At 72.0% G+C, this 12,887-nt stretch carries 11 protein-coding genes and 1 pseudogene; 10 read left to right on the top strand and 2 right to left on the bottom strand.

All coding sequences use genetic code 11. From position 1 onward, the window contains the following. Positions 1–137 precede the first annotated feature (137 nt). The 3 genes from KDL01_RS18795 (at position 138) to mnmA (ending at position 3,154) form a co-directional block, all read left to right on the top strand. Positions 138–1,337, top strand: coding sequence for a cysteine desulfurase family protein (locus KDL01_RS18795; protein WP_212529824.1), 1,200 nt, complete (start codon positions 138–140; stop codon positions 1,335–1,337). A 95-nt stretch (positions 1,338–1,432) separates the two neighbouring features. Then, positions 1,433–2,011: a Uma2 family endonuclease gene (locus tag KDL01_RS18790; RefSeq protein WP_212529823.1), complete on the top strand. Its 579-nt coding sequence runs from the start codon at positions 1,433–1,435 to the stop codon at positions 2,009–2,011. Positions 2,012–2,050: 39 nt separating this feature from the next. Next, positions 2,051–3,154, top strand: coding sequence for a tRNA 2-thiouridine(34) synthase MnmA (gene mnmA, locus KDL01_RS18785; protein ID WP_212529822.1), 1,104 nt, complete (start codon positions 2,051–2,053; stop codon positions 3,152–3,154). Between the two features lie 41 nt (positions 3,155–3,195). On the opposite strand, the gene KDL01_RS18780 is transcribed toward mnmA, so the two are convergent. Together KDL01_RS18780 and KDL01_RS18775 are read right to left on the bottom strand one after the other, a co-directional pair. After that, positions 3,196–3,627 (bottom strand): DUF4190 domain-containing protein, encoded by a 432-nt coding sequence (locus KDL01_RS18780; RefSeq protein ID WP_212529821.1) that lies wholly within the window; start codon positions 3,625–3,627, stop codon positions 3,196–3,198. Then, positions 3,627–4,106: a hypothetical protein gene (locus KDL01_RS18775; protein ID WP_212529820.1), complete on the bottom strand. Its 480-nt coding sequence runs from the start codon at positions 4,104–4,106 to the stop codon at positions 3,627–3,629. Before KDL01_RS18775 ends, KDL01_RS18780 begins: the two co-directional genes overlap by 1 nt. A 133-nt stretch (positions 4,107–4,239) precedes the next feature. Here KDL01_RS18775 and KDL01_RS18770 point away from each other — a divergent pair, with 133 nt between their 5' ends. The 7 genes and pseudogenes from KDL01_RS18770 to KDL01_RS18740 form a co-directional block, all read left to right on the top strand. Further along, a complete protein-coding gene (locus KDL01_RS18770) occupies positions 4,240–5,274 on the top strand; it encodes a uroporphyrinogen decarboxylase/cobalamine-independent methonine synthase family protein (protein WP_212529819.1) in 1,035 nt (344 codons plus the stop codon). Positions 5,275–5,372: 98 nt separating this feature from the next. Continuing rightward, positions 5,373–6,266: a polysaccharide deacetylase family protein gene (locus tag KDL01_RS18765; protein ID WP_212529818.1), complete on the top strand. Its 894-nt coding sequence runs from the start codon at positions 5,373–5,375 to the stop codon at positions 6,264–6,266. Positions 6,267–6,514: 248 nt separating this feature from the next. Next, positions 6,515–6,814 carry a hypothetical protein gene (locus tag KDL01_RS18760; protein ID WP_212529817.1) on the top strand — a complete coding sequence of 100 codons (300 nt, stop codon included), beginning with the start codon at positions 6,515–6,517 and terminating at the stop codon, positions 6,812–6,814. Positions 6,815–6,887: 73 nt separating this feature from the next. Further along, positions 6,888–9,188: an NAD-dependent DNA ligase LigA gene (ligA, locus tag KDL01_RS18755; RefSeq protein ID WP_212529816.1), complete on the top strand. Its 2,301-nt coding sequence runs from the start codon at positions 6,888–6,890 to the stop codon at positions 9,186–9,188. 303 nt (positions 9,189–9,491) lie between these two features. Then, a complete protein-coding gene (locus KDL01_RS18750; RefSeq protein ID WP_212529815.1) occupies positions 9,492–11,588 on the top strand; it encodes a putative bifunctional diguanylate cyclase/phosphodiesterase in 2,097 nt (698 codons plus the stop codon). Positions 11,589–11,736: 148 nt separating this feature from the next. Continuing rightward, positions 11,737–12,360 carry an RNA polymerase sigma factor gene (locus tag KDL01_RS18745; RefSeq protein WP_212529814.1) on the top strand — a complete coding sequence of 208 codons (624 nt, stop codon included), beginning with the start codon at positions 11,737–11,739 and terminating at the stop codon, positions 12,358–12,360. After that, positions 12,353–12,887 (top strand): annotated as a pseudogene (locus KDL01_RS18740) (hypothetical protein); the annotation flags it as partial. The gene KDL01_RS18745 and the pseudogene KDL01_RS18740, both read left to right, overlap by 8 nt.

Here is a 12,887-nt window from a genome sequence, read left to right as displayed (position 1 = left end):
CGGCCCCCGCGGGCCCCGCAACCGCCGAGAACCCGGCGGCGGCGGGGCCCGCGGTCTTCGTTCCCCACTGCTCGGCCGAGCGCGCAGGGCCAGGTCGTTTCGGGTCGATTCGCGCGCCGTCTAGAATCAAGCTCGCCATGACCTACCTCGACCACGCGGCGACCACGCCCATGCATCCCGACGCGATCGCGGCGATGAACGCCCAGTTCGCCCTGGTCGGCAACGCGAACTCGCTGCACGGTCCCGGGCGCGCGGCCCGCCGGGTGGTGGAGGAGTCCCGCGAGGCGGTGGCCGCCGCGCTCGGCGCCCGGCCCAGCCATGTCGTGTTCACCGGCGGCGGCACCGAGGCGGACAACCTCGCGGTCAAGGGCCTGTACTGGGCCCGGCGCGCCGAGGACCCGCGCCGGGTGCGCATCCTGGCCGCCCGGATCGAGCACCACGCCGTGCTCGACGCGCTGTTCTGGCTCGAGCAGCACGAGGGCGCCACCCTGGACTGGCTGCCGGTGCGCCCGGACGGCTCGGTCACCGCCGCGTCGCTCGAGGCCGCCCTGGCCGCCGAGCCGCAGACCGCCGCCCTGGTCACCCTGATGTGGGCGAACAACGAGGTCGGCACGGTGCTGCCGATCCGCGAGCTGGCCGAGGTCGCGCACCGCCGCGGCGTGCCGATCCACTCCGACGCCATCCAGGCGGCCGGCCACCTGCCGGTGGACTTCGCCGAGAGCGGGCTCGACGCGCTGAGCGTCACCGGCCACAAGCTCGGCGGCCCGCTCGGCGTGGGCGCGCTGCTGCTCGGCCGGGAGACGAAGCTGACCGCCCTGCAGCACGGCGGCGGCCAGGAGCGCGACGTGCGCTCCGGCACCCTCGACACCCCCGGCATCGCCGGCTTCGCCGCGGCCGTCACCGCCGCGCGGGCCGAGCAGCCCGAGGAGTACCTGCGCCTGTGCGCGTTGCGGGACAAGCTGATCGAGGGTGTGCTGCGCACCGTCCCCGACGCGGTCCTGTCCGGCCCGCCGCTGTCCGAGCCCGGCGCCAAGCCGGACTCGGAATCGGCCGACCGCCTCCCCGGCATCGCGCACTTCTGCTTCCCCGGCTGCGAGGGCGACTCGCTGCTGCTGCTGCTCGACGCCCGCGGCATCTCCTGTTCCACCGGCTCCGCCTGCTCGGCCGGCATCGCCCAGCCCAGCCACGTGCTGCTCGCCATGGGCTCCACCGAGGAACTCGCCCGCGGCTCCCTGCGCTTCTCTCTCGGCCGCACCTCCACCGAGGACGATGTCGACGCCCTGCTCGAGGCCCTCCCCGCCGTCGTCAGCCGTGCCCGCGCGGCGGGGCTGAGCTGAGGCGTCGGCCCAGGCTTCGTTGATCACCTGATGGTGTGATGTTCGGGGAATAGTGGGACAGGCAAAGGCAGGATCCTCGTAGAAAGGTTCGGAAGATGGCGAACGACGAGGAGGAATGGGACATGTACGCCCCGGTGCTGCCGGCCACGCCGTCTGACGGCTGGACCCTCGACAATCTCCCTTCGGATCTCCCGAAGCACACCGAGTTGATCCGGGGAGCGCTCGTCATGAGCCCGCAGAAGGGCTGGCATCTGCTTGTCGTCAGAATGTTGGAGCATGGACTGTTCAGCCAGGCGCCGAACACGTATCTGGTGTTGCGCGAGATGGCGGTCAGGAAGAGCCCGCGCTCGGCGCCGGAACCGGACGTCTCTCTCGTCCGTGCCGCGGCCTTCGAACTGGACAAGTCGATCTATCTGCCCGAAGACATCGCACTCGCCATCGAGGTCGTCTCCCCGGAGTCCGAGGAGCGGGACCGCGAGGACAAGCCCGTCATGTACGCGATGATGGGCATCCCCGGCTTCTGGCTGGTCGAGCGGGGCGAGGACGACGCTCCGGTGGTGTACGAGCACCGGCTGGCCGGCGACCGGTTCAAGCTCGTGAACACGCATGTCGGCCGGCTGGTCACGGACACCCCGTTCCCGATCGACATCCCGCTGCACGTCCCCGAGCGCTAGTAAGACAAATCGGCTGGGCGGCTCGCGTACCCTTGAGGTATGCGAGTGCTAGCAGCGATGTCCGGGGGAGTCGACTCGGCGGTGGCGGCCGCCCGCGCGGTGGCGGCCGGGCATGAGGTGACGGGGGTGCACCTGGCGCTCTCGCGCAATCCGCAGTCCTTCCGGACCGGGGCGCGCGGATGCTGCACGGTGGAGGACTCGCGCGACGCGCGGCGGGCCGCGGACGTGATCGGGATCCCGTTCTACGTCTGGGACATGGCCGAGCGCTTCCACGCGGACGTGGTGGACGACTTCGTGGCCGAGTACGCGGCCGGGCGCACGCCGAACCCGTGCCTGCGCTGCAACGAGAAGATCAAGTTCGCGGCGGTGCTGGACAAGGCGCACGCGCTCGGGTTCGACGCGGTGTGCACCGGGCACTACGCGCGGATCGTGGACGGGCCGGACGGGGCGCGGGAGCTGCACCGGGCGGCGGACCCGGCCAAGGACCAGTCCTACGTGCTCGGCGTGCTCGACGCGCGGCAGCTGGCCGGGGCGCTGTTCCCGCTCGGCGACTCGCTCAAGTCCGACGTGCGCGCGGAGGCGGAGCGGCTCGGCCTCGCGGTGGCCGACAAGCCGGACTCGCACGACGTGTGCTTCATCGCCGACGGCGACACCCGCGGCTTCCTGGCCGAGCGCCTGGGCACCGCCCCCGGCCGGATCGTGGACAGCTCCGGCGCCGTGGTGGGGGAGCATCAGGGCGCGTACGGCTACACCATCGGGCAGCGCAAGGGCCTGCGGATCGGCGACCCGGCCGGCGACGGGCGACCGCGCTACGTACTCGACATCTCGCCGGTCGACAACACCGTGACGGTGGGCACGGCCGAGGAGCTCGCGGTCGACGCCCTCGACGCCGGCCACGTGCGCTGGTGCGGGCCGCGCGGCGGCGACGGGTTCGACTGCCTGGTGCAGCTGCGCGCGCACGGCGAGCCGGTCGCGGCCTCGGCGCGCTACGACGCGGACGCCGACCTGGTCACGCTCGCCTTCGGCGCGTCGGTGCGCGGGGTGGCGCCGGGTCAGACCGCGGTGCTCTACGACGGCGCCCGGGTCATCGGCTCGGCCACGATCACCGCGACCCGCCGGGCCGCCGCCGTCGCAGGCGCCTGATTCTCGGTGCGGCTCGGTGGCCGGCGGAGTCCGGCGCGGGCTCAGCCCGGGCCGGGGAAGCTGGTCAGCGCCCAGACGATGAGCACCAGCACGGCCAGGGCCAGCACCGTCAGCACGCTGCCGAGGGCCACCCCGATCACGGCCATGGTGAAGCCCCGTTCACCCGAGCGGCGGATCTGCAGGAGCGCGATGACGCCGAGTATCAGGCCCGCGGGCGGGACCGGCACCGTGAAGACCAGGGACAGCACGGACAGCACGTTCAGTGGCGGCGGACCGGCCGAGGCCGGCGGCAGGCCGCTCGCCTCGATCCGATCCTGCACGAGGTAGGAGAGCCCCGGCACGTTCCACGGGGAGGCCGGGTCCGCCTTCCGGCCGCCGCGCCCGGCGCCGCTGAGGCCGGGCGTCGCCGCAGTGCGCCAGGGCGTCGGGTCCGGCCGCTCGTCCTCGGGCTCCGGAACGAGTCCCGCGGTCATCAGACGTCGAAGCGTACGTAGACGCCGCGGTACTCTCGGGTGGCGAGCTCGGAGAGCATGGAAAGGCCGCGCAGCAGCCCGGCGTAGCGTTCGGCGTTCCACTCGGTGCCCCAGGTCCGCAGCTGCCACAGCCGTGCCAGCTCGAGCAGGCGCCCGTCCCCGCACCCGGCCAGCTGCCGGTAGAGCGGAGTGCGCACGGTCAGCACCACCTGCTCCTCAGTGCCCTGAGCCAGCGATCCCGGCGCCAGCGCGGCACATCGGCCCAGTTCCCTGGCCGGGGTCAGCAGCGCCTCGCGCACCGTCACCGGGTCGTGCCCGGTGGCCAGGGTGTCGAGCTCGAGCAGCTGGGCCGGGTCGAGGTCCGCCGCGTCCACGTAGGCCAGCCGTACGCCCGCCGCCACCGCGCCCCGGCCGCGGCTCCAGGCGCCGACGAGCCGAGACAGCTCCGCGGCCGTGGCGGTGAAGAACATGGTCTGCACGCGGATCACCCCTCTCAACGCTTGCCGGTTCGGTCCTCACCCGTCGGATGACAGAGTTTTGCATAGCCCGCCCTGATCCGCCGCTCTTTTCGGGGCAGATTCGCCTTAGCGGGTGTAGCGCTATTGTGCAGACATGACCAACGATCACCGCGTGGCGGTTCCCGGACCTGCCGCATCCGGCGTCGGATCGCTGCCGGGCGGTGATCAGGGAGCCGCGCTACGCCTGGTCTTCGACGGCCTCGGTGGCGCTCCAGGCTTACCGTACCTGCCCGAACTGCCGGCTCGCGGGGTGGGGGCCGATATGACCGGGCGAACGGCCGGCAACCTGCTGGTGGACATCGCCATCGACCTTGCTCCGTCCGGCTGGCGGGTGGCCGACGCGCCCGGGCGCGACCAGGGGCGCGCGGTGAGCCATCTGCGCCGCGACCTCGACGTGCTGGAGGAACTGACCCAGGATTACACCGGGCCGCTGAAGCTGCAGGCGGTCGGCCCGTGGACGCTCGCGGCCACGGTGGAGCTCAAGCACGGGGACAAGGTGCTCGCGGACCGCGGCGCCTGCCGGGACATGGCCGAGTCCTTGGCCGAGGGGCTGAGCCGGCATCTGGCCGAGGTGCGCCGCCGCGTGCCCGGTGCCACCTCGCTCGTGCTCCAACTGGACGAACCTGCGCTGCCCGGCGTGTTGCGCGGCACGGTGCCCACCGCCAGCGGCTTCGGCCGGCTGCGGTCGGTCGACGAGCCGTTGGCCAGGGACCTGCTGCGCCGGGTGATCGAGACCGCCGCGCCGGACGGCCACGTCGTCGTGCACTGCTGCGCCCCGGGCGTTCCGCTCACCCTGCTGCGCGACGCGGGCGCCTCGGCCATCTCGCTGGACTGGTCCCTGCTGAGGACCCGGCAGGACGAGCAGCTGGCCGAACTGATCGAGGCGGGGACGGTGCTCTACGCGGGCGCGGTGCCCTCGCTCGAGCCGGCCTCGGCCGTGCCGCCGAACTACCAGCGGATCGTGGACGAGATCCTGGCGCTGCGCCGGATCGGGCTGCCGGCCCGCCAGATCGCCGGCGCCGTCGTGGTCACCCCGTCCTGCGGGCTGAGCGGCGCGAGCCCGCAGTGGGCGGCGCGGGCGCAGCGGCTGTGCCTGGACGCGGCGCGGGCGCTGGCCGACGTGGAGTGAGCCGCGACACGCCGGGCGCGGCCTCGGCCCGGGCGAATATCTGAACCGTTCATGAAGAATTCCGCAACCGATCCGAGACCGGCGACATCTGTCAGTACATGACGCGACTTCAGCCGTCCGGATGGTCCCGGCGCCGGTTCATGGGCGGGGCGGCCTCGCTGGGCACGCTCGGCACCTTCGCCGCGGCCTGCGGCGGGACCTCCGCGAGCGACCCGAACGCCCTGGGCGCGGGCCCGAGCGCGACCGCGCCGTCGACGGGCGCGGGCACGCCGCAGGCGAAGGCGGCGGTGGGGGATCTGGTGGACGCCGAACTGCTCTCCAGCCGGTACGGCCTCAAGCCCTTCGCCCCGGCTCCGCCGCCCCCCGCGGTCAAGGCCATAGCGCTGGACCCGGCCGATCCGACCGTGTTCTCCGACGTGCCGGTGCACGAGCGGATCACGTTCGTCACGATCGACGACGGGATCGACAAGGACCCGGCATTCATCCATATGGTCAAGGACTTCCAGATCCCGATCACCGTCTCGCTGGCCGACACGCTCATCCGGGACGACTACGCGTACTTCGAGAAGCTGTACCAGACCGGGTTCGTCTCCATTCAGAATCACACGGTGACCCATCCGCTGGACATGCCCGCGCTCTCCTTCCAGCAGCAGCTCGACGAGGTGGCCGGGCAGCAGGTGAAGCTGGAGCGCGAGTACGGCGCGAAGCCGTACATCTTCCGGCCCCCGGGCGGCAACTACAACGCGACCACGCGCGCGGCCGTGCGCCAGGCCGGTCTCAAGGGCATGATGCTGTGGCGGGAGGCGATGGAGATCGACGACATGGAATATCAGACCTCGCGCCACCTGCTGAACCCGGGCGACATCATCCTGTGCCACTTCCGCGGACCGGCCCAGCTCAAGGGCGAGACCATGGTCCAGATGATGACCAAGCTCTACCGGCACATCCAGGCCCAGGGCTTCACCGTCGCGGACGTCACCAAGTACGTCTGAGCCGGGTACTTCTGAGCCGGGTACTTCTGAGCCGGCTCGGCCCAAGCCGGTGGAGCGGTGAGCACGAAAGAGTACCGATCACGGTGCTCATACGCGACACCGTAGGGAAGCGCCTGCGCCCCCACCAGCGGGTTTCCGGTTCCGGGGAGGCACTGTCGCCGACGTCACCAGCTGCGTCCGAACTACCGCGAGCCGCGCGGCTGTACCATCAGTGGCATGGTGGGTCACGTATCGGGACGGATTGTGGCATGACGACCCGTCCCAAACTCAAGGTCTCCTACACTGTGGAGGCCAAACAGACGCGCGACGAGCTGCCCGTCGAACGTCAGGAGATGCTCGACCACGCGGTGAAGGTGCTCTCCCGCGACCCGTACCACAAGACCGCGACCGCTTCGATCGGCACCAACGAGAACTACCGCAAGGCCTACGTCGCACCCGGGCTGATGCTCGAGTACACCGTGGTCCGCGAGGTGCTCGTGGTGGTGCTGCTCGAGATCTTCGACGAGAGCAGATACCTGCTCGACCTCGAGGTGGACGAGGAGTTCTAGGCGCCGCGGCGCCGCCCCGCTTTCCCGCGCGTGCTCGGTGCTTTCTGTCGGTGGGCACCGGTAGCTTGTGTCCATGGCTGAAAAGCGAGACACCTCTCTGAGCAGCGAGGCCGTGGTGCCCACGGAGTCCGGGGCGGCGCATCGGCATGCCGAACTCGTCACGGTCATCGACGAGGCCAGGTTCCGCTATCACGTGCTCGATCGGCCGACCCTGGCCGACGGCGAGTACGACGCGATGATGCGCGAGCTGGTCGGCCTCGAGCAGGAGCATCCGGAGCTGCGCACCCCGGACTCGCCCTCGCAGAAGGTCGGCGCGGAGCTGTCCACGGACTTCGCCTCGGTCGACCACATCGAGCGGATGCTCTCGCTGGCCAACGCCTTCAACGCGCAGGAGATGGCGGCCTGGAACGAGCGCGTGGTCAAGGAGGTCGGCACCGCGCCCGCGTACCTGTGCGAGCTGAAGGTGGACGGCCTGGCCATCGCGCTGGTCTACGAGAAGGGGCGCCTGGTGCGCGGGGTCACCCGCGGGGACGGGCGCACCGGCGAGGACGTGACGGCCAACGTCCGCGCCATCAAGGGCATCCCCTCGCAGCTGACCGGCACGGCCGAGCACCCGGTGCCGGATCTGGTGGAGGTGCGCGGCGAGATCTACTTCCCGAGCGCGCAGTTCGAGGAGTTCAACGCCTGGGCCATCGAGCACGAGGGCCGCTCCTACGCCAACCCGCGCAACACCGCGGCGGGCTCGCTGCGGCAGAAGGACCCGCGGGTCACCGCGCAGCGGCCGCTGCGGATGGTCGTGCACGGCATCGGCGCGCGCCGCGGCTTCGCCGTGAACTCGCAGTCGCACGCGTACGAGATGCTGCGGGCCTGGGGCCTGCCGACCTCGGACCGGGTCAAGGTGGTCGCCGCACTGGACGAGGTGCTCGCCTTCATCGACTACTACGGCAAGCACCGCCACGACGTGGAGCACGAGATCGACGGCGTCGTGGTCAAGGTGGACGACCTCGCGCTGCAGGGGCGGCTCGGGGCCACCAGCAAGGACCCGCGCTGGGCGATCGCCTACAAGTACCCGCCGGAGGAGGTCACCACCAAGCTCCTCGACATCAAGGTGCAGGTGGGCCGCACCGGCCGGGTCACGCCCTACGCCGTGATGGAGCCGGTGACGGTGGCCGGGTCCACCGTCGCCCAGGCCACCTTGCACAACCAGGACGTGGTCAAGCGCAAGGGCGTGCTGATCGGCGACACCATCGTGCTGCGCAAGGCGGGCGACGTCATCCCCGAGGTGGTCGGTCCGGTCATCGAGCTGCGCACCGGCGAGGAGCGCGAGTTCGAGATGCCGGGCGAGTGCCCCTCCTGCGCCACCCCGATCGCCCCGCAGAAGGAGGGCGACGTGGACCTGCGCTGCCCGAACACGCGCGCCTGCCCGGGCCAGCTCAAGGAGCGGGTGGCCTACCTGGCCGGGCGCAGCGCGCTGGACATCGAGGCGCTGGGCTACGAGGCGGCCGCCGCGCTCACCTGTCCGGACGCGGGCGAGGCGCCGCTGAAGCTGGAGGGCGAGCTGTTCGAGCTGACGCTGGAGAAGCTGGCGGAGCCTCAGATGTACCAGAAGGCCCGCGGCAAGGAGGCGGCCGAGGGCGCGCAGGAGCTGGTGCCGTACTTCTACACCAAGGGCACCAAGGCCAAGCCCTCGGCGCCGACCAAGACCACAGTGCTGCTGCTCGAGCAGATCGAGGCGGCCAAGACCAAGGAGCTGTGGCGCTACCTCACGGCCCTGTCCATCCGCCACGTCGGCCCGAGCGCGGCCCGCGAACTGGCCCGGGTGCTCGGTTCGCTCGAGGCGATCAGGGACGCGAGCGTGGAGGACCTGGCCTCGGTCGACGGCGTCGGCCCGACCATCGCGCAGGCCGTGGTCGAGTGGTTCGCGGTGGACTGGCACCGCGAGATCGTCGAACGCTGGCTCGCCGCGGGCGTGCGCCCGAGCGTGCCCGCGCGCGCTGCCGGCCCGCAGCCGCTGGTGGGGCTGACGGTCGTGATCACCGGCACGCTCGCCGGGTTCACCCGGGACGGGGCCAAGGACGCCGCGCAGGCCGCCGGGGCGAAGGTGTCCGGCTCCGTGTCGAAGAAGACCTCGTACGTGGTGGTGGGGGAGAACCCGGGCAGCAAGGCGGAGAAGGCCGAACAGCTCGGCGTGCCGGTGCTCGACGAGGAGGGGTTCCGGGCGCTGCTCGCGGGCGAACTGGCCACCGCGGCCGAGCCGGACGAGGCCGCGGTGGCGGACGGGCCGCAGGCGGCCGGGTCTGACGCCGCGTCGGCCGAAGCGGCCGTGGACGCCGCTGCCGACGCCGCCGCGGACGCGGACGAGGAGATCGCCTGAGGCCGGCTCAGGGCGGGCGCGGGGAGGTGCCCGGACGGCGCGCGCGGCGCGTTCCCGGCGCGCGTTCACCCGGGTGCGCCGGGCGTGGTCGGCGCGCCCTACCCCGGTCGTGTCCGTGCTGGCCAGGGCCGTTGCGAAGCTGAAGATCATCTGATTCACCGTCACGAATCGGCCAAGCTTTCACCCGAGTACGGATGATGCGAATAGCCTGGTGCCTCACGCGCTCCCGTCGCGTGCCCGGCGACCGGCCGGGGGTATCGGCTCGTGCCCTGTGACTGAACCGGCTCGACGGCGGAGGTGGAGATGGCGCGGTTCCGGTTGTTGCGGACCGACCCGGCATGGCGCAGCCGCGTCTACGCCGGCCTGGTCATCGGCAGCGGCGCCGTCGTGATCGTGACCGCGCTCGAGCGGCTGTGGGCCGGGGCGAGCCAGGCCGGGCGGCTGCACCTGCAGCCGCCGGTGCTCTGGCTGCTCGTCGCCCTCGTCGTGCTCGGCGAGGCCCGGCCCGTGCTCTCCCGGCGCAACACCGACGGCGCGAGCCTCGGCCTCGCCTTCGCCTCGGCCATCTACGCCATCGACAGCTGGCAGGACGCGGTGCTCGCCCAGGCCCTGGCCATGCTGCTGGCCGAGGTCGGCCGGCGCCACACCTGGCCCAGGGTCGCCTTCAACGTCTGCCAGCAGGCGCTGTCCTACTTCGCCGGCGCGTTCCTGTTCACCGTGCTGGTCAACCGGAGCGGCAACGGCGCGGTCACCGGGAACGTGCTCGGCCCGGCCCGGGTGATCGCGCTCATGCTCACCGCGTGCGTCATCGTCGTGGTCAACCACTCGCTGGTGTGGGCCTACGTGGCGCAGGTGCGCGGCCTGCCGTTCTCGCTGCAGCTGCGCCGGGACGGCTGGCGCCAGTCCCGCGCCTCGGGCGCCATGGTCTGCCTGGCCCCGCTGGTGGTCGGGCTGACGATGCGTCACGGCTGGCTGCTGCTGTGCCTGCTGCCCGCGATCTACGTCGTGCACGGCAGCACCACCGAGCGCTGGGAACGCGAGTGGGAGTCCAAGCACGACGTGCTCACCGGCCTGCCCAACGGCCGGCTGCTGCGGGCCGAGGGGGACAAGGCCCTGGAGGTGGCCGAGCGCACCGGCGGCAGGGTGGGCGTGCTGCTGCTCGACCTCGACCGGTTCAAGGACGTCAACGACACGCTCGGGCACCTGATCGGGGATCAGCTGCTGCGGGTGGTGGCCAGCCGGCTCAGCGCCTGCGTGGGCAGCCAGGGCATGCTGGCGCGGTGGAGCGGCGACGAGTTCGTGGTGCTGCTGCCGAACGTGCGCACCGACCAGGAGGCGTTCTCCGCGGCGCACCGGATCGCCGAGTGCTTCACGATCCCGTTCCAGCTCGAGGCCTACACGCTCGACCTGGAGTGCTCCATCGGCGTGGCCGAGTACCCCAGGGACGCCGACGGCTTCGAGCAGCTGCTCCAGCGCGCGGACGTGGCCATGTACCAGGCCAAGCGCTCCCGGGCCGGCATCGCGGTCTACGAGGCCGGCCGGGACCAGAACACCCCGGACCGCCTCGCCCTGCTCGGCGACCTGCGCCGGGCCCTGGCGGGCGGTGAGATCCAGCTGCACTACCAGCCGAAGGTGGCCTTCGCCACCGGCCAGGTGGTCGGCTTCGAGGGCCTGGTGCGGTGGAACCACGCCGGGCGCGGCCCGGTCAACCCGGAGGAGTTCGTCCAGCTCGCCGAGCAGACCGGCCTGATGCCGACGCTCACCACGTACGTGGTCGAGCGGGCGCTGGCCCAGGCCGCGGTCTGGTGGCGCTCGGGCCTTTCCGTGCCGGTCGCGGTGAACGTCTCGATGCGCGACATCCACGGCCCCAACTTCGTCGCCGCGATCCAGGAGGGCCTGCGCCGCCACCGCGTCCCGCCGGCCGCGCTGCAGCTGGAGATCACCGAGCGGGTGCTGCTGCAGGACCCCGAGCGGGCCAAGGCCACCCTGCACCGCCTCGACGCGCTCGGAGTGAACCTCTCGCTCGACGACTTCGGCACCGGCTACTCCTCGCTGGTGCTGCTGCGCAGTGTGCCGGTGCGCGAGATCAAGATCGACAAGTCCTTCGTGGCGCGGCTGGTGCACGACCAGGAGGACGCCGCGATCGTGCGCTCCACCGTGGATCTGGCCCACTCCCTCGGCCTGAAGGTGGTCGCCGAGGGTGTGGAGGACCAGGTCACCTGGCAGCGCCTGGCCGAGCTCGGCTGCGACGTCGCCCAGGGCTGGCTGCTGGCCAAGGCGCTGCCCGCGCACGAGGCGACGGCCTGGCTCAACCGCCGCGCCCAGACCGTCGGCCACGTCCGGCCCACCCCCGCGCTGCCCGCGCCGAAGAACCGCCCCTCGCTGCGCAGCGCCCCCTGAACCTCGCCTGACGCTCCCTCGGCTCGGCCGGTCCGCACCCGGGAAAAATAATCCGCCCGACCGACAACCGGTCGTGCCACACGGGCGTGACATCATCGAGCGCACCCGCTGCGGTGCGCCGACGGTGACTAGGGGACTGGGGCAGGGGATGGCTGGCGAACTCGACTTCGACGAGTTCTACGACGCGTCGTTCCGTCGTGTGGTCGGCCAGGTCTACGCGATGGTGGGAAGTCTCTCCGGGGCCGAGGACGCGGTCCAGGAGGCCTTCGCGCGGGCCTGGCAGCACTGGAGCAGGATCAGCGACTACGGCGACCCCGAGGCCTGGGTGCGCAGCGTCGCGTTCAAGATCTCGGTGTCCGCGTGGCGTAAGGCGGCCAACCGCTTCACCGCGCACCGGCGCCAGGCCGCGGAGAGCGACGACGTACCGGGTCTGAGCCCGGACCGGCTCGCGATCGTCACCGCGCTGCAGAAGATCGCACCGGAGCTGCGGCAGGTGATCGTGCTGCACCACCTGCTCGGCCTCTCGGTCGCGGAGATATGCGCCGAGACCGGCGTGCCCTCCGGCACGGTGAAGGCGCGTCTGGTGCGCGGTCGCAAGGCTCTGGCCCCTCACTTGAGCGAGTTCGCACCGGAGGCGGCGGATGGCGCCGAGACCACGAAGACCCGCGGCGGCAAGGCCGTCGCCCCCGTCCCCAGGGCGGCCGAAACCGAGGAGCCCGGCCGGTCCGCCGCTCCTGAGACGTCTGCGAAGGAGGGTGCGCGCAATGTCTGAGAACTTCGACGAACTGCTTTCCGGGGTGGTCGACTCCGCGGGCGGGGCCGCGCGCAAGCCCGGGGCCGAGGCGGCGCGCAAGCGGGGCCGCCAGCGCCGGAGCCGGCAGCGGCTGGCAGCCTCCGCGCTGACCGTCGCCGTACTCGGCGGGGCGGGCACGGTGGCCGCGTTCTCGCTGCAGTACAACGGTTCTTCCGGCAAGGTGCCCGCCGCGGACTCCTCCCGCTCGGCCGTGGCGACCGTCACGTCGGCAAGCCCGTCGCCCTCGCCCTCGTTCTCCGCGTCCACCGCCCCGACCGCTCCGACGACGTCGCCCACGACCGGTGTCGCGACCGCCTCGACCACGACGAGCGCGCCGACGACGTCGAGCCCGAGTACGAGCCAGACGCTCTGGTCCGCGCTGCCGACCGGTTGGCTTTCGCCTTCGCAGGTGCCGCTGGACGGCACGCTGCGGTGGACCGGTGGGGGTTCGTCGACGGTGCTGAGTGGGGTCGCTTTGATGTCGCAGAGTCCGATCCTGTACCCGT

It is taken from the genome of Actinospica durhamensis (assembly GCF_018139695.1).
Taxonomy (GTDB): Bacteria; Actinomycetota; Actinomycetes; order Streptomycetales; family Catenulisporaceae; genus Actinospica; species Actinospica durhamensis.
The sequence above is the reverse complement of the archived record's forward strand: the minus strand, read 5'-3'. Positions and strand labels throughout refer to the sequence as shown.

Bases quoted from the DNA above. Each gene is read 5' to 3' on its own strand.
- KDL01_RS18795 (WP_212529824.1), top strand. From the start codon at position 138: ATGACCTACCTCGACCACGCGGCGACCACGCCCATGCATCCCGACGCG.
- KDL01_RS18790 (WP_212529823.1), top strand. From the start codon at position 1,433: ATGGCGAACGACGAGGAGGAATGGGACATGTACGCCCCGGTGCTGCCG.
- mnmA (WP_212529822.1), top strand. From the start codon at position 2,051: ATGCGAGTGCTAGCAGCGATGTCCGGGGGAGTCGACTCGGCGGTGGCG.
- KDL01_RS18780 (WP_212529821.1), bottom strand. From the start codon at position 3,627: ATGACCGCGGGACTCGTTCCGGAGCCCGAGGACGAGCGGCCGGACCCG.
- KDL01_RS18770 (WP_212529819.1), top strand. From the start codon at position 4,240: ATGACCAACGATCACCGCGTGGCGGTTCCCGGACCTGCCGCATCCGGC.
- KDL01_RS18765 (WP_212529818.1), top strand. From the start codon at position 5,373: ATGACGCGACTTCAGCCGTCCGGATGGTCCCGGCGCCGGTTCATGGGC.
- KDL01_RS18760 (WP_212529817.1), top strand. From the start codon at position 6,515: ATGACGACCCGTCCCAAACTCAAGGTCTCCTACACTGTGGAGGCCAAA.
- ligA (WP_212529816.1), top strand. From the start codon at position 6,888: ATGGCTGAAAAGCGAGACACCTCTCTGAGCAGCGAGGCCGTGGTGCCC.
- KDL01_RS18750 (WP_212529815.1), top strand. From the start codon at position 9,492: ATGGCGCGGTTCCGGTTGTTGCGGACCGACCCGGCATGGCGCAGCCGC.
- KDL01_RS18745 (WP_212529814.1), top strand. From the start codon at position 11,737: ATGGCTGGCGAACTCGACTTCGACGAGTTCTACGACGCGTCGTTCCGT.